The sequence below is a fragment of the Maribacter sp. 4U21 genome, from assembly GCF_002742365.1.
GTDB lineage: Bacteria > Bacteroidota > Bacteroidia > Flavobacteriales > Flavobacteriaceae > Maribacter.
Genome location: NZ_MDGN01000022.1, coordinates 15,811 through 37,997 on the forward strand (window position 1 = coordinate 15,811; position 22,187 = coordinate 37,997).

Here is a 22,187-nt window from a genome sequence, read left to right on the forward strand (position 1 = left end):
TTGTTTTCGCTTGTAATCGCATACGATACGACTATGATGAATGAATAAGGAGACTGAAACGATTTTCACTACATTGTACCTAAAAAAGATATATAGATCATATGGTCTATTTTCAATTGTTAAAAACAATTTAAAAAATGATTAAGAAATTATTTCAAATTTCAACTGTACTATTTATCTCAATAACAACTGGATGTTCAAGTTCTGATTCTTCAATAAAAGAGGAAATAGAAATTACCGAGTCAAGCGAAGAACAATCGGATAATTCAGATTCAGAAGAAGAGCAACCTACTGAAACTGAAGAGTCAATCTTTTTCTCAAAGATTATCTATGAGAATATTGTAGATGGAAATTTGGCTGCGCGCGTCGAATTTCAATTCGAAGAGAACAAAGTAGTGCGAGAAGAGGGTTTTGATGCAGTAGGTATGTTGCAAAATTATACGACCTATAAATATGGAGAAAATGGACTTATACAAAACCGCACCAATCACAACTCAGATGGCTCAATTAGAACGATAAATAACTTTGGCTATGAAAACAATAAACTAGTTTCAATAGAAATAATTAGAAATCAGTTTTCGGACATTATCTATACGAACATAACTTATTCAAATGACCTCATAGAAAATGAACTTGTAGATTCAAATGGTAATCGATTAATGCTATCCAAATACTATTTAAACGATGATGGGTTCATTTACAAATCGGATAATGGTATACCCGCTGAAATTACTTTAGAAGATGGTCTCCCTATTTCAAAAATTGTACAATACCCAACAAATACCCTGGAATTTGAACATGTTTATTTGGATAATCCCATGCCAAAAGGGCCTTGGAAAAATTTTTGGGGTAAATTCTATGGAAGTCTCAACAATCAAATAGTACGAAGTGGAAGTGGAGTTGTTTCTCATGAGGACACTGTTGACTTAACGAAGTATATTGTTAGTGCAGGGAGTCAATTGCAGCGGGAATATGAGTTCGATGTGGACGGTCTACCAATTAGAATTGAAAAGACCTTTAGTCCAACTTTCAAATCCATATGGGAAATAGAATACCAGAAATAAACTGTAACAAAGGTGTCCCTGGCATAAACCCCTTATCCTTATAAAACGGATCGCTATAAGCCTCATTAGGGGTCTTTTTTGTTGCGCCTTTAGAATTGGAAGGTGAATTTTCGATGCCTTGGTAAAATTGAATACAAGTCTTGGACAACACTTTTCACTGCCGGTTCCAAAACAAGCATACCATCCTAATTCCCACCTGTTTTCGTTAGAATTTCAGGTATCTCCGCCCGTACCGCAAAGGTATATTCGAGCTAGTTTAGGTTCGACCGGATTGTCCTTCGGACGAATCAAAGCAACGAACCAAATAGTTGACAACAATAGTGTAAAAATTTGTATCTGGTTCGATTATGGTGTAAATTAACATCAAAATTAAATATTATGGCTAGACAGAGCATATCTTTCACACGACCCAATGATGAATGGTTAAAGACACAAGTTGATAATCAAGAATACTCAAGTAAAAGTGAACTTGTTAATGATTTAATTCGTCAGGCTAGAAATCAACAAATCGAAATTGACTGGATTAGAGCTAAATTGGAAAAGTCTGAAAATAGCGGATTTACCAATGATAGCAAGGAACAAATCTTAACGCAATCCAAGTCTAGACTTAATGACCAAGTATAGATTAAGTAATGACGCAAAGGATGACCTGATACGCATTCATCGCTATGGAATCAAAAAATTTGGAGTACAACAAGCGGACATATATTTCGAAACGTTTTTTAAATATTTTGACATAATTGCACAAAGACCTTATTCATTTGAATCTGTTGAATTTATTAAGAAGGGGTACCGGAGATGTGTTTGCGGTTCGGACAGTATTTACTACAAAATCAAGAATGATTCGGTGGATATCATGGCAATTGTCGGAAAACAGAATTTGAAAAATATACGCTAACCTGGACGCAAAAACACTATTACCAACACAACTTATTAAACCATACGGACTTTTAGCTTAACCGCTGGGTTTGTATATTTTTAGAATGTCGCTAAATCTTTGATCCCTAAGTTTTGGGAATGCTCTGGATTGAAAAAAATAAATCAAAACAAAAAGATTTTGCTGCGCGTCGTGGCGCATCTGGAATTGCATTCTCGCTTCCCATTGCCCTTAGCTCAACCGTAGTATGTAATTAAACCGCACATTAAAAGTCATTGATGAATATAGCAATACGGATTATTTTTTTATATTTGTACGTATAAAAAGATTAATTATGGATACGAAACTGACTTTAAAGCTTAATCAAAGGATTATTGAAAAAGCCAAAGAATATGCTTCCAATAGAAAAATGAGTTTATCACGAATTGTTGAGGCTTATTTACAATCTTTGACTTCTGAAAATGACGCCTCTGAATTTGAGATTTCACCTTTTGTGAAAAGTATCTCAACTGGAATTGAAACCCCAGCGGATTTCGACTATAAAAAAGAATATTCTGACTATTTAATTGAGAAATATCAATGAGCAAAAGGGTTTTTATAGATACTAATGTTATGCTTGACTTTTTAGGAGAGCGAAAACCATTTTATGAACTAATTGCGAAAATTGCAACGTTGGCAGAAAAGGAAAAAATAACAATGGTCGTTTCCCCCATTTCATTTGCAACCGTAAACTACTTTATAGCAAAATTTGAAAATGTAAAAATAGCAAGGGAAAAACTAAGAAAGTTTAAGATAATCTGTGAAATATGCTCACTCGATGAACAAACAATCGAAAAAGGGCTCAATTCTTCGATTAAAGATTTTGAAGATGCATTACAATATTTTAGTGCAACAGAATCGGAATGCGAAATTATAATAACACGAAATGGAAAGGACTTTAAAAAATCCTTATTACCTGTTATGACTGCGGATGAATTTTTAAAATCTTTGAATAAAAATAACTACACCCAACAGTGGTAATCGTTGCACAAGCCTTTAGCGGAAAAAAAAGGATTAAAATAAGCGTACGTATTTTTCGAAACGTTTTTTAAATATTTTGACATAATTGCACAAAAACTTTATTCATTTGAACCTGTTGAATTTATTAATAAAGGATATCGGAGATGTGTTTGCGGTTCGGACAGTATTTACTACAAAATCAACAATCATACGTTGGATATCATGGAAATTGTCGGAAAACAGGATTTGAAAAATATAGGCTAATCTGGACGCAAAAACACTATTACCAACGCAACTTATTAAACCATACGGACTTCTAGCTTAACCGCTGGGTTTGTATATTTTTAGGATGTCGCTAAATTTTTAACCCCGAAGTTTTGGTGTTGCTTTGGATAGGAGAAAATAAATCAAAACAAGAATATTTCGCTACGAGTGTGGCTGAAAACAAACGCTAGTTTGCTTCCATACTCTTTATGGCCCAAGCGTTAGCAAAAAGGAAAAAACACTATGAACGAAAGGATGGGGGATATAATGAAGTTAGCTTGCGTAGAGCTTATCATCATACCCATTTTCGTCTTTTTTAAATTTATTAGGCCTAGTGTTTTGAAAAGCAACTCACCTGATTTTTTTAAAATAGCGTTGCTCTCGTTACCTAATTTTTTTGAAGGTATAATTGGAACTTTAACTCTGACAGGAATAGGATTGATTGTAAACGATAAACTGAGCAAGCAAAATCAAATAAAGCCAAAATTAGTCTATGTTCTCGCTGTTGTACTAGCCGGAATTTATGTCACTACCCAAGAATTAAAATTTCATAACTTAGGTGGAAACAATGTCTATGATGTGAATGATTTGATATTTTCTTTTATCGGGTTGGTACTTGGTTATTTGATTGTTCTGAGGATAAAGCCATGTCTTGAAAATAGAACGGATGGCAGTATCTAATTAATAAAAAGCCAGCAGATAACAATAAGCTCCTATGAAAAGCCCTAGTCCAGTTCGCTAAAGCTAAGACTATTCGTTTTTCCTTAAACCAACGCTTCCTTAGCCTCTCTCGCAAAAGTCCTTAATTTGAGATCTTCGCTATCCGTATACCTTTCTACGATAGGCAGGTACTTTACCTCTTTCTGTTGTGCGATAAGGTAGAGTACGGCCAATTTTACTTTAAGGTCGTTTTCCTGTAGTAGCAGTTGAAAACATTCTAGCTCTGTCGGAATCTTATGCTTAATTTTTTGAAGTTCGGCCTCCGAGGAAATATCCACTGCGGAGTCTTCTATAATGGGTAGCAGTTTCCGTTTAAGGTCGCCCGTTAAAAGGTTGTCTAAAAATTCGATGGCATTGGTTTGCGCTTCCTCTTTTTCGCTCAGGAGGCCTTCATAAGCAATATTGATATCGGTTTGGCGATAGCGTAGACCCAAGAGTTTAAAAATACGTTCCAGACCGGCATCCAACCTTCGTTCTAACAGTTCCAAAAGACTGGTACGTGCTTCGCGCTCCGCATCGCTGATTTCCTTTCTGGACTTTTTTCGGTTCCGATAGGAAATAATGATTTGGGTATGCATGGCTGCCAAGGTCTGGTGGTGCAGCTTGCATTCTTCATAGATACTGGATACCACTTTGTACCGGTTAAATTTCAATTCCGGATGAGAGCTGCGCATGGTACTCAAGGCTCGGACCACCTCTAGGCGAATGTTCAAATCGGTATCTTTTAAAAGTAGGAGCAAGCTTTTTACGGCCTGCTGCGAACTAAAGGACTGTATCACCATAGGAATAAAGCGTAACACCGGTAAGGGCTGTTTTCTTTTTTGAACGTTCTCCGTAAGTACCGGTAATAATTTTGGTCCGTAATGTTGTAGAGCCTTGACCGTAGTTTTTCTTTGCTGCTTATTAGCAAGAAAAGGAAGGAGTTCCGTTAAAAACATAGGGTGCATGCTTTGCCCCATGGCCCTAATGGTTTCAGCGACTATTTCCGGATCCGGATGTTCAAGATATGTTAGAAGCACCGGATAAAAATGGGGCAAGTTGGCCACCCCGATGGTCTCAATAAGCGGTTTTATGTCTTCGATCGGCACATCTCCGGTGCCTATATTCTTTAGCTGCTGCTCCAGCAGTGCTCTTACGTTAAATTGTTTTTGTAGAGCGAAATTATCCCGCACTTCCCTAGCCAAACAATATAGGGCGGCATTCGCGATTCTAGTGTTGGTATGGTTAAGGTATTGTTCGTACACAAATTCCGATTCCTTTTCTGCAAACCGCAATACATAGGCCAAGGTCGCCACAGTAAGCTCATGATTATCTATCTTTAAAAGTTGACCAATATCGGCGGTCATACTTTTACTGTTCAGGAAATATAGGTTCTGGATGGCGGCGGTCTTTACTTGTACGGACGGATGGTCTAAAAGGCGTTCTACATCTTCCTCAAAACGCTTATCGTTGATTTCCATCAGTTTTTGGAGCATAAAAAGAATTTGTTCTTCCGTTCCGTTATTAAAAACGGTACGCATTCCCCGTACCACCGAGGCCGGTTTTTCCGAAGACTTTTTTGTGTTCGTTTTTTTATCCGTGAGGATTTCCAGGTTGGTTCGGAAAGTCCGATAGTATTCCTTTCGAACTTTGAAAATAAAGAACAACCAAAGTACCACTAGGGCCAAAATAAGCACTCCAATATAGAAGGTGGGTAAATCCAACCCCCGAATGACAAAAATTAGTAGACAACCGGCAATACCGGTAGCGATACTGTCTACGACCACATCTATAAAGGACTTGGTCTTGTTCTTCAACTCAAAGGGTAGGGGCAGTGCCAATAGTTCCGAAGCGCTTTTATGAACGGATTGTTTCAGGATACCGTCCATAGCCTTGATGACCACAACCGCAGAAAGCTCCGGTAAGAGTAAAAAGAAAATGCTCCCGCCAAAAATACCTATCGGAAGTAATAAAAGTGAAAATCCGACACCCCAAATGCCTACAATACGGTGGGTGAAGAATAACTGTATGACGAGGGACAATAGATTGAAGGTTGAAAACCAAAATGCGAAGAAAGCAGTGAGTTCATCCGCATCCTCAAACGTCGCCGCCGCAAAATCGCTGAACAGATAATCCACCAACTTAGCGACCAGTACACTTACTGCCACGATACACGCAATGTAGCTCAGGTGTTTTGATTTTAAAACAAGGCGTAATGGTCGCTCTGCAGTGCTGACCGTTCTTTTTTTCTCTTTAAAGTCACCTAGGTTTTTAACGCGGTTAATCCAGACCTTTTGTAATAAGGGTATACAGAAAAATAATAGGAATGCCGCAATAAAGACCAGATTTTCATTGCCTATATAGGGCGCGAGAATCGAGGTAAGGTACCCTCCTAGGATTCCGCCCATGATGGCACCAGAACCTATGAACCCAAAAAGTCGTTTTGCTTCTCTAACGTTGTATACCAAATTGGCCAACACCCAGAATTGTGACGCGGAAAGTACCGCATAAATGGCTACCCAGGTATAAAAAAAGTACAGGACAAAGATATTGACGATGTTCAAGGTCAATAGGATTCCCAGACCTAGAAGAATTACGATAGAACTTATTAAGGTGGTCTTAATAACCTTATTGAGCGCATATTTGGATACGGCACGGGAGTAGAAAAAAGAACTGACCATGGCCGTAACGGCCACCAATAAAAAGGCAAAAGGTAATTGCTCCACACCAAGTTCAGAAAGGAATAGTGCATTTACGGTGGGCTTTATGATCAATAAAACCGTTATGGTCAAAAAGATATAGGAGAGCATCCAAAGGCATACTTTGAATTCGCCCTCCCGTATATCAAATAGCTTCTTTACTAAATTTTTAATCATCCGCCTGGCGGAACACTTTTAGTTTCCGGCTACTAAAGTACTGGCTTTTTTAAAACCTTCTCAATGGGTTTTACCAAACTTCTGATAATTTGTTCTCCGCTAGGATCATCGATCAACGCTACTAGAATATATCTGCGTTCGGAATTTTCGCCCCAAACCAATATGGAATCGGAATGGTAGGTTCTCCATGAGCCAGATTTGCGGAACAATCGTGCATTGGGCGCAATTTGGTCCAAAGTGTTTACGAACTTGTGATGTAATTCCGGGTCTTCCATAATAGCCAACATTTGTTCGGAACGCTTTTCATTGACCAATTTTCCGTTCGCCAATAAATAGTAGTATCTACATACTTGTGTTACCGTGGCCGCATGGCTTAAGTTTTTAAGAGGTTCCCTATTGGTATTGCCTCCTCCTCCATAACGCTTGCCTACCCAAAGACCACCACCCTTATCCTCATCGTAAAAATTATATTTTGGGTCCGTCATGACCGCCTCTAACTTCGCATAGCCAACACGGTCTATCATACGCGTAGATGCGGCGTTGTTAGATTTGCTGATCATAAGACGCATGTCTTTTTTTACTTCGGCTGTTTCTTTAAGCTCGCCTTTATCAATGGCATCCATTGCGGCCAAAAGAATGGCAATTTTAGGTAAACTTGCGGCATACATCATATGGTTACCGTTTACACGGGCAAAGCGCACATTGTCAGGGTCGCTTAAATCTACAATGCCTACGGCCATTTTTTTCTGGGATATGAGCCTATTCCAATCGGCATGTGCCGCTAACTCACTTTCAAGCTTGGTTTGTAAAGAACTGTCTAAAAGTTTGGATAGTGGTTTTATTCTAGTATCCTCGGTAGGTATGGGTAGCTCATTTTGAGCCGATACCAAAGTGCCTGCAATAAGCGAGAAAACGAAAAAGAAACGTTTTGATTTCATTGATTTTATCATGGTTTAAAAATGTAGTCAAAAGTAGATAATCCACTGACAGGTAGTATGTTAATTTTTGATGTATGCCGCTTGTCGACAAACCCAATAGAATGGCTGAGTGCAACCAGAGGCACTTAGAAAATATGTTAAATTCGGAAATGAAGGTTAAAAATAATGTACCTATGCACCAATTTTTCAAGAAATAAAATTTAAATTTTAATTGTATTTATCAGTCTAAATAATGTACCTTAAAAAGGAACGGAATTCTAAAAAATGAACCTAAAGGACGGCGTAAAATCCGCAGAGAATAAAGTGTCATCCGAAGCCAGAAAACTAAGTGTTTGGGTTAAGGATACTACAAAATCCCTGGTGGATAGATTGGAGTGTTATGAGGATATCATCAGCTTAGAAGTTGGGGATACGGGACTGAGTAGGGCAAAGACCTTGGAACGAGAGTTCGATGTGCGCCAGCTTTATATAAAGTACGAAGGAGATAACCCTACCGGTACACAAAAGGACAGAATTGCTTTTGCACAGTTGTATGACGCATTACGTAGGGAATATAAGGTGGTTTCCCTGGCTACTTGCGGTAATTATGGTGTGGCAATGGCTTTAGCGGCAGATTTAGCGGGCATAGCATGTAAAGTATACATACCGGAAACCTATCACACGGACAGAATCGAGGAGATTGAACGTTTGAACGCCGAAATTATTCGATTACCGGGAAGCTATGAAGAGGTGGTGATGAAAAGCACGGAGCACGCTAGTCGGAATGGATGGTACGATGCCAATCCTGGCGGTTCCAATACACCGTTGCAGATATCCGCTTATGCGCAAATTGCCCAGGAGATTTTCGAAGATTTAGGAGACGCACCAAAATATTGTGCCGTTCCGGTTTCCAACGGTACTTTGTTCGCTGGAATCTATAGAGGATTCGTTAGCTTGTACAAGCGTGGTAAAACATCACGGATACCCAAGATGGTCGCGGCCTCTTCGTCCTTTAAAAACCCTATCGTTCAATCCTTTTTGCAAGGATTGGACCATTGTAAGGATTTGAATCCGGATAAAATCAAGGAGACCGTCTATAACGAACCTTTGATCAACTGGCACAGTTTTGATGGCGAAGAAGCCTTATATGCTTTAAAGGAATCCAACGGAAGTGCCTACAATATCAGCGATAAGAAATTACGTGAAATGACGGCATTATTGGCAAAAAAAGAAGGTTTTAAAATCCTGCCGGCGGCTACGGCAGGCTTAATAGGCTTGTTGGAATTAGATGAAGAATTAAATTTGGAGCCCGACCGTTTTGTGGCCGTGCTCACTGCAAAACATTAATGGATTCCTTTTTAGAAGAGAATCACAACTAAAAATATAGCATGAAAAAAGTAATAGATGGTAAAGCCCTGGTATACTGCGAAGGCGCTTTTAATACACCGAACGGAAAAACGGCCCATGGTCTCGTACGTTTTACGGAACGGTACGAAATAGTGGGGGTGCTTGATGAAAAATATGCCGGTAAGGACGCTGGTGATGTTCTGGACGGAAGACCCAATAATATTCCTATTTTCAGTGATCTTGAAACAGCGGTTACGGAATTAAGCGTCACGGATAACATGCCAACTTATTTGGTCATAGGACTTGCACCGGACGGTGGTCGCTTACCCCAAGTGGCCAAAGCTACTATTAGAAAAGCGTTGGAAAAAGGATGGAACGTGGATAGTGGGCTCCATGATTTTCTCACCAATGATTCGGATGTAATGGCTGTGGCTCGAAAAAATAATTGTCAGGTACGGGACATCAGAAAAACACCGGACCGTGATAAACTCCATTTCTTTACGGGTGCTATTGAAAAGGTAGATTGTTTAAAACTGGCCGTATTGGGTACGGATTCCGCTTTGGGAAAACGAACCACTGCTTGGTTGTTGGTGCACGCTTTTAGAGCTGCCGGAAAAAAGGCGGAAATGATAGGGACCGGACAGACCGGCTGGATGCAGGGTGCCAAATACAGTATGGTAATGGACAGTTGCATCAACGATTTTGTTTCGGGAGAAATAGAACATGCCGTGGTCAGTGCTTTTAAGAACGAGTCTCCTGATGTAATCGTCATTGAAGGTCAGGGCAGTCTAATGAACCCGGCCTATCCTGGCGGATTCGAAATTTTGGCTGCGGGTCGCCCCGATTATGTGATTTTACAACACGCACCCACACGTGTGGAATATGACGGTTTTCCAGGTTATAAAATGCACTCTTTGAAGGAACAGATAAATGCAATTCAAGTAATTTCAGGAAAAGAAGTCATTGCCATTACGGTAAATCATGAAGGTATGACCAAGGAGGAAATACCTGAAGCATGCAAACAGATTACCTTGGAGACCAAACTCCCAGCATTCGATGTACTGGAATATGGAGCAAAGGAATTGGTTCACTTGCTTATGGAAAAGCTAAAATGAAAATCACAAGAATTTCTTACGAACGTCTTGATTTAAAATTGGCCGTTCCCTATACGATTGCTTACGAGACCATAGACCGAACCACTAATTTCATTCTAAAGATAGAAACGGATGGGAAATGGGTGGGCTACGGATGCGCCGCACCTGATAAAGTGGTAACCGGGGAGACACCTGAGGATGTAGAAAAAGCCATTAACCATGAGATTACGGATTACCTAATAGGAAAGGACCCCTTTACCTACGCCTTTTTATTGATGGAGTTGAAACAGGTATTGGGCAAAAGGGCCTCTTCTTTGGCTATGGTAGATTTGGCCCTGTTCGATTTGATCGCTAAAAAAGCGGAGGTACCCTTGTATAAATTTTTGGGTGGATTTCAACATCAGATCGCGACCAGCATTACAATTGGAATCCTTCCATTGGAAGAGACCTTAAAGCACGCTTCGGAATATGTGCGGCAAGGCTTTACGATCATCAAGATTAAAGGGGGAAGCAACCTAGAGGAGGATGTGGAGAAAATGAAAAAGCTTTATGAAACGTATCCGGATATTACTTGGCGTTTTGACGGTAACCAAGGCTATTCCGTGAAAGATTCCATAGCTTTTGTTAAAGCCACGGCCGCTATTGGTATTGAGATTTTTGAACAGCCAACAAAAGTGGAAGCGGAGGAACGGTTGGGGCAGGTTACGGACCAAGTTTCCATACCGGTAATGGCGGACGAAAGCCTTAAAACATTAACGGATGCTTTTCGTTTGGCGCAGAACGAACGTGTGGATATGATCAACATAAAACTACAGAAAGTAGGAGGTATCATGGTGGGCATGCACATTAATTCCGTGGCAAAATCCGCTAATTTGGAGACCATGGTGGGCTGTATAGACGAGTGTGGTCTTGGTATAGCCGCAGGACTTCATTTTGCGCTCTCACGCCCCAATATTGTATATGCCGATTTAGACGGGCACCTAGAATTATTGGAGGATCCTTACAAGGGTATTTTTACCTTGAGGAACGGTATCTTATATCCAACTGAAAAATATGGTTTGGGCATATAGGCGCTACCATAGTCCTAACTGTCAATTTCATCTATCAGATTTGCCACCAAGGCCGTCCATCCGGTTTGATGGGATGCTCCCAGGCCGCGTCCGTTTTCGCCATGGAAATATTCATAGAAAAGGATATGGTCCTTAAAATGTTCTTTTTGATAGGTTGTTTCGTATAAGGCGTTAAAGGGTCTGTTTCCTTTTTCGTCCTTTTCAAAAATCTTAATAAGACGCTTACTCAGCTCCGTGCTTATCTCTTGAAGATTCAACTTTTTGGTTCCGCCGGTAGGATATTCAAATTTCAGGTCGTTACCACAGTAACTAAAATATTCTCGAAGGGAATGGATAAAAAGATAGTTCAAAGGCATCCAAACGGGCCCGCGCCAGTTTGAGTTTCCTCCAAAAAGCGATACGGTAGATTCCGCAGGCTCATAATTAATGGAATAATTGATGCCCTCGATTTCTATTTCGTACGGTTTTTGATGAATCTTGGAAAGGGACCTGATGCCGTATGGACTCAAAAATTCCTTTTCGTCTAACAAACTCTTTATTAGTAACTGCATCCTATCTCTAGGAACTAGAGAAAGCAACAAATCTTCGCCCTCCGCAAATTCCTGAATTACGGGGTATTTAAGGTTTTCTGAGCGGTATTTTTTAAACCATACCACACTCGCCTTGAACTTGGGAAGCTTATCCAAGGTTTCTTTTTGAATGGTCAAAACCGCCGCAAGCGATAACATGCCGGCTATAGACCTTATTTTAATGGGAGCGGAACGCCCGTCTGGCAAAATCAGACGATCATAGAAGAAGCCTTCCTTATCATCCCAGGTGGCGTAGTTGTTATCCATTTGGTTCAAGGCCTCGGCTATGAATATAAAATGTCCGAAATACTTAGTGGCCATTTCCTCATAGGTTTCGTCAACCATGGCAATTTCAAGGCTCATCTCCAGCATATTCAAACAGTAGAGCGCCATCCACGCCGTACCATCTACTTGTTCCAGGATACCGTTACCGGGAACACCGTGACTACGGTCAAAAACACCAATATTGTCCAGTCCTAGAAAGCCTCCCTGGAATACGTTATTGTTATTGCCGTCCAAACGGTTTACCCACCACGTAAAGTTCAAGGATAACTTATTGAATATGCGTTTTAAGAACTTGACATCGCTAGAACCTGTTTTTTGTTTGTCGGTTTTGTAAATACGTAGGGCGGACCATGCCTGTACCGGCGGATTCACATCACTGAAGTTCCATTCATAGGCGGGAATTTGTCCGTTGGGTGCCATGTACCATTCCTTAGTGAACAATAGGAGTTGTTCCTTAGCAAAATCGGGGTCTATAAGGGCAAAGGAAGCGCAATGAAAGGCAGAATCCCAAGCGGCATACCACGGATATTCCCAAGCATCTGGCATAGAGAGTACGTCATGGTTACGTAAGGTTTTCCAACTATTATTTCTTCCGGATAAGCGTTCTTGGGGTGGTTGCGAATTTTTAGAATCTCCTTTTAACCATTGCTCCACCTCGTAATTGTAATATTGTTTTGTCCATAGTAACCCTGCGAAAGCTTGTTTTAGAACGGCTCTTTTGTCGGCCGAAGCTTTTGGTGCCAAATTACTGTAAAAGGTATTGCACTCTTCTTCTCGCTCCTTAAAAATGACGTCAAAAGATGCACCCAAAGGATTTTTCAGTGCCTTTTCTGAAAGGCGCAGTTTAAGGGTTTTAGATTGTCCGCCTTCTAATGTAATTTGATACCTAGGCGCAAATTTGGTCCCATTTTTATTCTTGGTGGCCAACTTGAAATCGCTGGAAAGTACGGCCTTATGAAAAAGGTCCTTCTTAAACGGGTGACTATTCTTCTGAAGATAAATACTTTCCCGGTTCGTTTCGTTTTCGGTGAAGAGTAACTCATTTGCCTCCTCAAAATAGAGTTGGTAATTCCCTACGTACGGATGGTCAATGGCTACATATGGCACTTTGTTTTGGATGCGTTTCTGGATTTTAGGTTTTCTGGACATTTCTTTAAAGGTCCAATGATTACGCATGGTCAAGGTGGGTAAGAGCGTTAGGTTGGCCGCCTCCGTATGCCTATTGGTTACGGTTACCTTTATAAGGATATCCTTTTCATCTGCCTTGGCATATTCGGTTACGACATCAAAATATGCATTGTTATCAAAAACACCCGTATCCAATAGTTCATATTCTAGATCATTCCGTCCCCTGTTCTGGTTTTCGGCTACTAGCTTATCGTAGGGAAATTTCTTTTGGGGATATTTGTACAAATGTTTCATGTAGGAATGTGAAGGCGTGTTTGCCAAATAATAGTATAATTCCTTGACGTCTTCTCCGTGATTTCCCTGTGGGCCGGTTAGTCCGAATAAACGCTCCTTGATGATTGGGTCTTTGCCATTCCATAGTCCAATACCGAAACAGATATTGCAATACCTGTCGGAGAAACCGGCAATACCGTCCTCTCCCCATCTATAGGCCCTGCTTCTGGCATGTTCATGTGGAAAATAGTTCCACGCGTCTCCGTTGGCGCTATAATCCTCCCGCACCGTTCCCCACTGCCGTTCACTAAGATAAGGCCCCCATTTGAGCCAATCTTTCTTTTTGGTCTGTTGTTCGTGGAGTCTTTTTTCTTCTTCGTTTTGCATAGGAGTTTCGGTTTAAAAGGAATGAAATGAAGCTAGGAATCTGAATGATTATTGCAAGAAAAGTTTAAACGGCTTTTTGTACCACTTCGAATACACGATTAGCGTCGCACTTAATGGTCTTTGAAGGATATTTTAAGATTAAGGCGTAATCGTGGGTGGCCATTAAGATGGTACGTCCGGATTTATTGATTTCTTGAAGTACTTTCATGACTTCTACACTGGTCTGCGGGTCTAGGTTTCCAGTAGGCTCATCCGCCAGAATCAGTTCGGGGTCGTTCAACAAGGCCCTAGCAATGGCAACCCGTTGTTGTTCACCCCCGGAGATTTCATGCGGAAACTTAAAACCTTTGGTCTTCATGCCCACTTTTTCTAGGACCTCAAGGACTTGAGCATCCATTTTAGCTTTGTCTTTCCAGCCTGTAGCCTTTAATACAAAAAGCATGTTTTCGTTAATGTTCCTGTCCGGTAATAGTTTAAAATCCTGAAAAACGATGCCAAGTTTACGTCTCAGGAACGGGATATCGTTTTCTTTTAAATTTTTTAGATTGAAATCCACTATTTTACCTTCGCCTTTTTTTAAGGGCAAATCACCGTAGAGTGTTTTCATAAAGCTACTTTTTCCACTTCCGGTCTTACCAATAAGGTAGACGAACTCCCCCTTTGATACCTCAATGTTCACCTCACTCAAAACAAGGCTTTCTTTTTGAAAAATAGCAGCGTCCTTTAGCTCCAGAACAGTCTCTTCCATAGTCTTAATGTTGATATAAAAGTAATAAGTTCCCTGCGATTTTAAAGAACGGTTTTTTAAATTCTTTTCTTTTGTTGTTACGCAGTACATACTTAGGTACAATATTTGTCGTTATCCTTTGTAATACTTAGGTATTTCATAATAGTCAGAGAACGCTATGCATAAAAAACTTACCTTTCTTATTCCTCTTTTTACAGGAATACTCTGGACGGTCAATGCCCAGGAAACTAAGATTTACACCCACGAGAAGAAAGATTTTCAGGATGCACTGACCCTGTACAATAATGAGCAGTATCAGGCTGCACAAACCATTTTTGAAAAGGTCCAGGCCACTACCAAAGATGAAGAGACCGCGGCCAACAGTGCTTATTATGTCGCCAACGCAGCTGTGCGCCTAAATCAGTATGGTGCGGATAGGCTAATGGAAGACTTTGTTGAAAAGTACCCTACCTCTACCAAGCGAAACTCCGCCTTCGCGGATGTGGCGGAATACTATTTTGAAACTGGTAAGTATCCGTATGCTTTAAAATGGTACAATAAAGTAGACCAGAGTGCGCTTTCGCGAAACGAGATGGACAAGTTCAATTTTAACTACGGTTATTCCTTGTTCTCATCCAGAAAGACCGATGATGCGGAAAAGTATCTGGAGAAAGTGACTACCTCACCCATCTATGGTTCGCAGGCAAAATATTACTTAGGCTATATTTCCTATCAGCAGGACGATTATGAGGAAGCCAACCAACGTTTTGACCAGATAACGGACCAAGATGTGTTGGAGGAAAAGCTGAGCTATTATCAGGCAGATATGAATTTTAAGCTAGGTAAGTTCGAGGAGGCTATCGCGCTAGCTAAAAAACAATTGCCAAAATCTGACCGTAAAGAAGTTTCCGAACTTAACAAGATTATTGGGGAGAGTTATTTTAATCTCAACCAATTCAGTAACGCTATTCCATATTTGGAACAGTACAAGGGAAAACGAGGTAAATGGAACAATACCGATTACTACTTGTTGGGCTATTCCTATTACAAGCAAGAAGATTATGCGAACGCCATTCAGCAGTTCAATAAAATTATAGGGGGAACCAATAGTGTATCCCAGAACGCCTATTATCATTTGGCAGAATGTTATCTAAAGTTGGACAAAAAACAAGAGGCCTTAAACGCCTTTAGGAATGCTTCCCAAATGGATTTTAAACCTGAAATACAGAAGGATGCCTTTTTGAACTACGCTAGGTTGAGCTACGAAATAGGTAATGCCTATGAACCGGTGCCACAAGTAATCACCAATTATCTGGATACCTATCCTAATGATGAGCACCAACAAGAAATGCAGACCTTGTTGGTAGATTCCTATATTACTTCCAAAAACTTTGCGGGCGCTATGGAATTGCTGGAAAAGAATAAGAACTATGCCAGTAAAGCCACCTACCAAAAAGTAGCTTATTACAGGGGTATTGAACTTTTTATGGAGTCCGATTACGGTGGTGCTTCCGAAAATCTTGGAAAATCCCTATCTAGTGCCGAGGATGCTCTATTTACTGCAAGGGCGAACTATTGGAAGGCAGAAGCGGATTACCTGCTGAACCGCTTTGAGGAAGCTGTGACCGGTTTTAGAGCTTTCAAGCAAAATCAAAATGCCAATCTGGTGCCGGAAGGTCAGGATGTAGATTACAGTTTGGCCTATTCCTATTTTAAGCAGAAGGACTACGCTAATGCCATCACGTATTTTAACGCCTATACGAGTGGCGGAGGGAGTGAGGTGGAAAAGTTGAATGACGGCTACCTTAGGTTAGGTGATAGTTATTTTGCTACGAGTAAATACTGGCCGGCCATTGAAACCTATAACAAGGCTCTTGCGTTGACCGGACCAGAAAAGGACTATGCTTCGTATCAAAAGGCAATGAGCTATGGCTTCGTTGGAAGAGGAGCTACAAAAATTGAGAATCTGGAAAGTTTTGTTTCCCAATATCCAAGGTCTAGCTTTAAGGACGATGCCCTCTTTGAGCTTGGAAATTCTTACGTTACAGCAGGAAAGGAAACAGAAGGCCTCAAAGCCTATGATAGACTTATTAGTGAGTATAGAGGAAGTTCCCTTGTTCCGCAAGCCTTGATGCGTCAAGGATTAATTCACTATAATGGGAATAGGAACGAGGCCGCCCTGGCCAAGTTTAAGACCGTGGTGAGGGACTTTCCTAAAACCCAAGAAGCGGTGCAAGCGGTAGCGACGGCGAAACTGGTCTATGTAGATTTAGGCCGTGTGGACGAATATGCGGCCTGGGTCGGTGATCTGGATTTTGTTGAGGTAACGGATACGGAACTGGATAACGCCAGCTTTGAGTCTGCACAAAAGCAGAATAGGGACGGTAATAAAGATGCCGCCATACGAGGGTTTAAAAACTATATTGAGCAGTTTCCGAACGGGCTTCATGCCGTGGATGCCAACTTCAGTTTAGCACAGTTGTATTTTGGAAAAGGCGATAAGGAAGCTGCAATTCCCTATTACAAATACGTTGCGGACAGAAGCACCAGTGAGTATGCGGAACAGGCATTGACACGTGTCTGTGAGGTATATATCGGAAGGCAGGATTATGCAACGGCCTTGCCGTACTTATTGAAGCTGGAAGATCAAGCTAATATTCAACAGAACAGGACTTTTGCACAGTCTAACTTAATGAAGGGCTATTATGGACAGAAGAATTACAGCAAGACCCTGGAATATGCCGATAAAGTTTTGGCCACTCCGAGTATAGATAATCGTATTAAAAGCGATGCTCAAATTATGATAGCGCGTTCTGCCATTGCCACGGGTGACGGGGCCAAGGCACAATCGGCTTATGCACAGGTGTTAAAAATTGCATCGGGCGGTACGGCTGCGGAAGCCTTGTATTATGATGCTTACTTTAAGAATAAAGATGGAGATTATGAATCGTCCAATAGTTCGGTTCAGAAATTAGCAAAGGATTATGCCACCTATAAAGAATGGGGCGGAAAAGGACTGGTGCTGATGGCAAAGAATTTTTACGCCTTGGGAGATACCTACCAAGCCACCTATATCTTGGACAGCGTTATCTCAAACTTTGGTCAATATCCAGAGATCGTTGCCGATGCTAAAGGAGAACTGGCCATAATAAAATCTAAGGAATCGCAAAGTAATTCCTCTGTAAATCCCAATCAAAATTAATGTACCAAAGTAATAGAACACCTATGTACAAAAGCATAAAAATAAGTATTGCACTATTGTTTTTTGGAACCCAGTTTGTTGTTGCACAGGATGATAAGACCGATGACATAGGCACGGAGACCGTTACGGTCACCAAAGCTTATACTCCTACGGTTTCGGATGCATTTAAGATCAAGTCCGTACCTAACTTGAACGACTCCATAGTCTTGCAAAAGAAGAAAATAGAGTACAGCATATTTTCGGTACCGGTAGCATCGACGTTTACCCCTTCTAAGGGGACGGCCTCAAGAGTGGAGAAAACACCGCCCCCAGTACTTTTTAATTCGTTTGCTTCCGCAGGTGGTGGAAATCCCGCAAATATTATGGCGCAATTTTATACGAGCCATGAGATTGACAGGGAGTCTAATTACACTATTGCGTTGGACCATAATAGCTCAAGGGGCGATATTGACGGTTTGCAATTGGATAATATTTTTTCCAATACCAATTTGGATGCCTCTTTTAAGAAACGTGACCGTGATTTGGACTGGGGTGCCGATATTGGGGTTAAACATCAGCTCTATAACTGGTACGGTTTGCCCGAGGGTGTTTATAATCAGGCTACGGCAGACGGAATCGATGAGCGGCAGAATTACTTTATGGCAGAAGCTGCGGGACATATCAACGTGGATGATTCTTTTTTTAAGCGAGCGGACCTTAAGTACCGTAGGTTTTGGGACGTGGTGGGTTCTGGTGAGAACAGGGCCATTTTTAATACCGGTTTCGAGTTTCCACTAAACGAGGAGTACTTCGGCATAAAAGCAAAAGTAGATTACGTAGGTGGAAGCTTTGAGAATGCTAATGTAAATAATGCCAATAACGATGCGGGGATAGCCTATGGTAATTTCCAGGTTGGTGTCAACCCTAGTCTAACCATGTTACGGGATGACCTCGCTCTAAATCTAGGCGTTAATCTTGTCTACGGAATGGATTTGGAGAACAGTGAGGGTAATTTCTATATCTATCCGGCGGTTACGGCTTCGTATAGACTGCTAGAGGAAACCGTTATTGCCTATGGGGGCGTAGTAGGAGAGTTGCGCCAAAATTCCTACTATGATTTTGTCAATGAAAACCCTTTTGTGTCACCTACTTTAACTATTGCCCCGACCGATAGCCAATACAATGCATATATTGGCATCAAAGGACAATTCTTACCTAACCTTAGTTATAATATCAAAGGTTCTTACACGGCCGAAAACAATAGTTCCCTATTTAAATTGAACCCGCAGAATAACTTTAGGAACGATGAAAAAGGATATTATTTTGGTAACTCCTTTGAAGTGTTCTATGATGACATTAAAACCATCGGTATTTTCGGAGAGTTGAATGTTGACGTTAATCGCAACTTTACCTTGGGAATAAATGCCGAAGTCTACGATTATAATACCGAGACGGATAATCCCGCATGGAACCTGCCCAACTTAACAGGGTCCCTGTTCATGGATTATCAGATAGGTGAAAAATGGCACATGGGGGCAAACCTCTTTTTTGTCGGGGAACGTGAAGATTTCTCCACCGTCGTGGTGCAAAATGTAGCGCAATCGGATTTTCCGGCAACACTGATTACGTTAGACAGTTATTTTGATGCCAATGCCCATGTAGGACATCGCTTGAACGACCAATTGTCCATCTTCGTAAAGGCGGCCAATATTGCCAATAATAATTATCAGCGTTGGGCGAACTATCCGGTACTGGGTTTTCAGGTTCTAGGCGGAGCTACCTATAAGTTCGATTTTTAAGAGCATCGCCGGATAAGAAACGGCCAAGATAAAATTTCAGGAATTCTATTTTCTTATTTTAGAGGTATCTAAGCAGTTTTTTATGAACTACAGGTGGTGCTTTTTAATGGTCTCTTTTATCAGTGCCCTGGGATATGCCCAAAAAAGTAATTCTGAAAACCTAGTTCAAAACCCAAGCTTTGAAAATTTTGTGAATTGTCCGCAAAAACTGGGGAATTTAGAGAACGACGTACTTCATTGGAAATCACCCACCATGGGTTCTACCGATTATTTCAATGGCTGTAGCCAAGCCATGGGTACGCCTAAAAATTTTAATGGGGAACAACCTGCCGATTTTGGTGTGGGTTACGTAGGGCTTTACTTCTATGCGCCGGAAGATTACCGGGAATACGTACAAGCGAGTTTGGTACAGACGCTACAAGATGGGGTGCGCTATAAAGTGTCTTTTTATGTAAGCTTGGCAGAGCGTTCCGATTTTGCCATCAAAGAATTTGGTATTCAATTTACATCGTATCCGGTGGCAGTTGCTACAAGAAAAGTGCTCTCTAGAATGCACCTCTCAAAAATACGGGGAGATATCTCTAATTATTTCGAAATTAAATATTCCGATTTCTATTCGGACAAAAAAGATTGGGTCTTAGTGGAAAAGGAATTTGTGGCCAATGGGACCGAGAATTACATGATTATCGGAAATTTTAAAAATAACAAACGTACCCAAAAATTCCGCACGAAAAGAAATATTACCCAAGGCTCATATTACTATCTGGATATGGTAACCGTTGAAACCGTAGATGGGCAAAGTAGTACATCAAAGGATAAGGAAAATAAGGTGGTATTTGAACTGGACAAAACAAATACCTTTAAGAACGTACTCTTCGATTTTGATAAGACCGTGCTGATACCATCATCACGAAAAGAGCTGAAAGAAATAAGGAACTATTTGGCCAACAACCCATCGCTGAAAATTCTGATTAAGGGCCATACGGATGCTATTGGCTCCAAGACCTATAATGTTTTATTGTCCGAGAACAGGGCAAAGGCTGTTGCTCAATATTTAATACATAAGGGTATCGCTGCGGATAGGATTACTTACAAAGGTTTTGGAAGCGCAAAACCAATTAACGAGAATAAGACCAGCGCTGGTAGAAAAACAAATAGACGCGTGGAGTTTGTCATTTCCTATTGACCGCACGGTTGAAATCGATATTTTTGGTACTAATGTAGAACTTCGTTAATCAGGTTCGCTGCTCTTTTTCAATAGCGTATTTTTGTCTTTAGCTTTCAATTCATGCCCAACATATTTCAAAAACAACTAATAGACCCGGCAAAAAGCCCCATTTTTTACGGATACATTATCTTGGTCATAGGAACAATCGGAATATACTGTAGTATACCGGGGCAAACTATTGGGGTTTCTGTATTTACCGATCCTGTAAAAGATGCGCTAGGTCTTTCTAGAAACCAGTTCAGCAACGCCTATATGATAGGTACCATAGCCAGTTCTTTGGTTATTGGTAGGGCCGGTGTTTGGTTTGATCTTTATGGAGCAAAGTATGTTGCTTTTTTTGCCGCCCTTACCCTTGGGATTACACTGTTTCTTTGTTCATGGTCCGCAAAGATGAGTATGCACTTAAGAGCATTATTGGCAACGGATTCTTGGGTAGTTTCCTTTAGTTTGATTACGGTATTGTTTTTTATGCTACGTTTTGCCGGTCAAGGTGTACTTACTATGGCCTCTAGAAACGTGATCATGATTTGGTTCGATAAGAATAGAGGAAAGGTCAATGCATTCAGCAGTGTGGCACTTTCTTTCGGTTTTTCTTCCTCTCCCTTATGGATCAATGGCTTAATAGAGGGTTATGGGTGGGAATCAACATGGCAATTTTTAGCTGTGGGGTTGTTTTTCTTTAGTGTCATCATCTTTATTTTCTATAAAGTGTCCCCTGAGCAACATGGATTACTGCCCGACGGAGCGGATACTCTTTCCGTAGATGCTGAAGAGCAGATAACGGTGCGACAGCAGTTTACCTTACAAGAGGCTAAAAAGAAAAGAGCTTTTTGGATGTATGGCCTTACATTGGCTTTCAATAGTTTTTTTATTACCGGACTCACGTTTCATGTGGTCTCTATTTTCGATAGTGAGGGTTTTTCAAAGCAAGATGCCATTTCCATTTTCCTGCCAGGTTCGGTGGTGGCCGTGACCGTTTCTACTATCTTTAATTTTTTGAGTAACTACCTTCTGCTAAAGTTGTATTTGTATCTGATGTTTTTTGGAGGTTTCCTGGCGTCCTTAGGATTTTTGTTGTTATCCACCTCGGCGGGTGTTCCTATGCTTATTGCTGGTTTTGGTATTTTGGGCGGATTTTTCGCCGTCTTGAACGCGGTGGCGTGGCCCCGTTTTTTCGGGAGGACGCACTTAGGAAGTATTACGGGGAAAATCATGAGTTACTTAATATTAGCGAGTGCTTTAGCCCCAAGTATTTTTAGTCTTTGTCTCTCTACATTCGGTTCGTATAGATTGGTAGGGTATTTAGGAATCGGTTTTTTGACTTTTTTAGCGATTGGTTCCTTAAAGGCCGATAATCCCCAATAAATCGATATCCGAAAACAAAAAAATCAACTTATAAAGGT

General features: G+C 40.8%; 17 protein-coding genes. 13 read left to right on the plus strand and 4 right to left on the minus strand.

Annotated features, from left to right (window positions below):
* Positions 1 to 137: 137 nt before the first annotated feature.
* The 6 genes from BFP77_RS03945 to BFP77_RS03975 all read left to right on the plus strand — a co-directional run bounded on the left by BFP77_RS03945 (position 138) and on the right by BFP77_RS03975 (position 3,885).
* Entirely contained in the window at positions 138 to 1,064 is a 927-nt protein-coding gene (locus BFP77_RS03945; RefSeq protein WP_099572771.1) for a hypothetical protein, read from the plus strand.
* Positions 1,065 to 1,442: 378 nt separating this feature from the next.
* Positions 1,443 to 1,688 (plus strand): ribbon-helix-helix domain-containing protein, encoded by a 246-nt coding sequence (locus BFP77_RS03950; protein ID WP_099572772.1) that lies wholly within the window; start codon positions 1,443 to 1,445, stop codon positions 1,686 to 1,688.
* On the plus strand, positions 1,675 to 1,962 hold the full coding sequence (locus tag BFP77_RS03955) for a type II toxin-antitoxin system RelE/ParE family toxin (protein WP_099572773.1): 288 nt from the start codon (positions 1,675 to 1,677) through the stop codon (positions 1,960 to 1,962). Before BFP77_RS03950 ends, BFP77_RS03955 begins: the two co-directional genes overlap by 14 nt.
* Before the next feature lie 313 nt (positions 1,963 to 2,275).
* Positions 2,276 to 2,524 (plus strand): DUF6364 family protein, encoded by a 249-nt coding sequence (locus BFP77_RS03960; RefSeq protein WP_099572774.1) that lies wholly within the window; start codon positions 2,276 to 2,278, stop codon positions 2,522 to 2,524.
* Positions 2,521 to 2,961 carry a type II toxin-antitoxin system VapC family toxin gene (locus tag BFP77_RS03965; RefSeq protein WP_099572775.1) on the plus strand — a complete coding sequence of 147 codons (441 nt, stop codon included), beginning with the start codon at positions 2,521 to 2,523 and terminating at the stop codon, positions 2,959 to 2,961. The genes BFP77_RS03960 and BFP77_RS03965 overlap by 4 nt, the downstream gene beginning before the upstream one ends.
* Before the next feature lie 486 nt (positions 2,962 to 3,447).
* The gene (locus BFP77_RS03975; RefSeq protein WP_099572776.1) at positions 3,448 to 3,885 is read left to right on the plus strand and encodes a hypothetical protein; all 438 of its coding nucleotides are present in this window, start codon (positions 3,448 to 3,450) and stop codon (positions 3,883 to 3,885) included.
* Positions 3,886 to 3,968: 83 nt separating this feature from the next.
* Here BFP77_RS03975 and BFP77_RS03980 read toward each other — a convergent pair whose 3' ends face one another.
* The gene (locus tag BFP77_RS03980) at positions 3,969 to 6,779 is read right to left on the minus strand and encodes an Npt1/Npt2 family nucleotide transporter (protein WP_099572777.1); all 2,811 of its coding nucleotides are present in this window, start codon (positions 6,777 to 6,779) and stop codon (positions 3,969 to 3,971) included.
* A 32-nt stretch (positions 6,780 to 6,811) separates the two neighbouring features.
* Positions 6,812 to 7,717, minus strand: a complete 906-nt coding sequence (locus BFP77_RS03985) for a serine hydrolase (protein WP_099572778.1) — start codon at positions 7,715 to 7,717, stop codon at positions 6,812 to 6,814.
* 264 nt (positions 7,718 to 7,981) lie between these two features.
* Between BFP77_RS03985 and BFP77_RS03990 the strand changes: the two genes are divergently transcribed.
* From BFP77_RS03990 to BFP77_RS04000, 3 genes are read left to right on the plus strand one after another with little or no spacing between them, the layout of a single operon-like run.
* Positions 7,982 to 9,043, plus strand: coding sequence for a pyridoxal-phosphate dependent enzyme (locus BFP77_RS03990; RefSeq protein WP_099572779.1), 1,062 nt, complete (start codon positions 7,982 to 7,984; stop codon positions 9,041 to 9,043).
* Positions 9,044 to 9,084: 41 nt separating this feature from the next.
* Positions 9,085 to 10,158: a DUF1611 domain-containing protein gene (locus BFP77_RS03995; RefSeq protein ID WP_099572780.1), complete on the plus strand. Its 1,074-nt coding sequence runs from the start codon at positions 9,085 to 9,087 to the stop codon at positions 10,156 to 10,158.
* Positions 10,155 to 11,207: a mandelate racemase/muconate lactonizing enzyme family protein gene (locus tag BFP77_RS04000; protein WP_099572781.1), complete on the plus strand. Its 1,053-nt coding sequence runs from the start codon at positions 10,155 to 10,157 to the stop codon at positions 11,205 to 11,207. Before BFP77_RS03995 ends, BFP77_RS04000 begins: the two co-directional genes overlap by 4 nt.
* Positions 11,208 to 11,221: 14 nt before the next feature.
* On the opposite strand, the gene BFP77_RS04005 is transcribed toward BFP77_RS04000, so the two are convergent.
* The gene (locus BFP77_RS04005; protein ID WP_099572782.1) at positions 11,222 to 13,849 is read right to left on the minus strand and encodes an MGH1-like glycoside hydrolase domain-containing protein; all 2,628 of its coding nucleotides are present in this window, start codon (positions 13,847 to 13,849) and stop codon (positions 11,222 to 11,224) included.
* Positions 13,850 to 13,913: 64 nt separating this feature from the next.
* Positions 13,914 to 14,597, minus strand: coding sequence for a cell division ATP-binding protein FtsE (locus tag BFP77_RS04010; RefSeq protein ID WP_099572783.1), 684 nt, complete (start codon positions 14,595 to 14,597; stop codon positions 13,914 to 13,916).
* A 157-nt stretch (positions 14,598 to 14,754) separates the two neighbouring features.
* On the opposite strand from BFP77_RS04010, the gene BFP77_RS04015 reads away from it, so the two are divergent.
* The 4 genes from BFP77_RS04015 (at position 14,755) to BFP77_RS04030 (ending at position 22,149) form a co-directional block, all read left to right on the plus strand.
* Positions 14,755 to 17,778, plus strand: a complete 3,024-nt coding sequence (locus tag BFP77_RS04015) for a tetratricopeptide repeat protein (protein ID WP_099572784.1) — start codon at positions 14,755 to 14,757, stop codon at positions 17,776 to 17,778.
* Positions 17,779 to 17,801: 23 nt separating this feature from the next.
* Positions 17,802 to 19,556: a TonB-dependent receptor gene (locus tag BFP77_RS04020; RefSeq protein ID WP_099572785.1), complete on the plus strand. Its 1,755-nt coding sequence runs from the start codon at positions 17,802 to 17,804 to the stop codon at positions 19,554 to 19,556.
* A gap of 82 nt (positions 19,557 to 19,638) precedes the next feature.
* Positions 19,639 to 20,742, plus strand: coding sequence for an OmpA family protein (locus BFP77_RS04025; protein ID WP_099572786.1), 1,104 nt, complete (start codon positions 19,639 to 19,641; stop codon positions 20,740 to 20,742).
* Between the two features lie 102 nt (positions 20,743 to 20,844).
* Positions 20,845 to 22,149: an MFS transporter gene (locus BFP77_RS04030; RefSeq protein ID WP_099572787.1), complete on the plus strand. Its 1,305-nt coding sequence runs from the start codon at positions 20,845 to 20,847 to the stop codon at positions 22,147 to 22,149.
* Positions 22,150 to 22,187 lie beyond the last annotated feature (38 nt).

Coding starts and splice junctions, on each gene's coding strand:
- BFP77_RS03945 (WP_099572771.1), top strand. CDS start 138: ATGATTAAGAAATTATTTCAAATTTCAACTGTACTATTTATCTCAATA.
- BFP77_RS03950 (WP_099572772.1), top strand. CDS start 1,443: ATGGCTAGACAGAGCATATCTTTCACACGACCCAATGATGAATGGTTA.
- BFP77_RS03955 (WP_099572773.1), top strand. CDS start 1,675: ATGACCAAGTATAGATTAAGTAATGACGCAAAGGATGACCTGATACGC.
- BFP77_RS03960 (WP_099572774.1), top strand. CDS start 2,276: ATGGATACGAAACTGACTTTAAAGCTTAATCAAAGGATTATTGAAAAA.
- BFP77_RS03965 (WP_099572775.1), top strand. CDS start 2,521: ATGAGCAAAAGGGTTTTTATAGATACTAATGTTATGCTTGACTTTTTA.
- BFP77_RS03975 (WP_099572776.1), top strand. CDS start 3,448: ATGAACGAAAGGATGGGGGATATAATGAAGTTAGCTTGCGTAGAGCTT.
- BFP77_RS03980 (WP_099572777.1), bottom strand. CDS start 6,779: ATGATTAAAAATTTAGTAAAGAAGCTATTTGATATACGGGAGGGCGAA.
- BFP77_RS03985 (WP_099572778.1), bottom strand. CDS start 7,717: ATGAAATCAAAACGTTTCTTTTTCGTTTTCTCGCTTATTGCAGGCACT.
- BFP77_RS03990 (WP_099572779.1), top strand. CDS start 7,982: ATGAACCTAAAGGACGGCGTAAAATCCGCAGAGAATAAAGTGTCATCC.
- BFP77_RS03995 (WP_099572780.1), top strand. CDS start 9,085: ATGAAAAAAGTAATAGATGGTAAAGCCCTGGTATACTGCGAAGGCGCT.
- BFP77_RS04000 (WP_099572781.1), top strand. CDS start 10,155: ATGAAAATCACAAGAATTTCTTACGAACGTCTTGATTTAAAATTGGCC.
- BFP77_RS04005 (WP_099572782.1), bottom strand. CDS start 13,849: ATGCAAAACGAAGAAGAAAAAAGACTCCACGAACAACAGACCAAAAAG.
- BFP77_RS04010 (WP_099572783.1), bottom strand. CDS start 14,597: ATGGAAGAGACTGTTCTGGAGCTAAAGGACGCTGCTATTTTTCAAAAA.
- BFP77_RS04015 (WP_099572784.1), top strand. CDS start 14,755: ATGCATAAAAAACTTACCTTTCTTATTCCTCTTTTTACAGGAATACTC.
- BFP77_RS04020 (WP_099572785.1), top strand. CDS start 17,802: ATGTACAAAAGCATAAAAATAAGTATTGCACTATTGTTTTTTGGAACC.
- BFP77_RS04025 (WP_099572786.1), top strand. CDS start 19,639: ATGAACTACAGGTGGTGCTTTTTAATGGTCTCTTTTATCAGTGCCCTG.
- BFP77_RS04030 (WP_099572787.1), top strand. CDS start 20,845: ATGCCCAACATATTTCAAAAACAACTAATAGACCCGGCAAAAAGCCCC.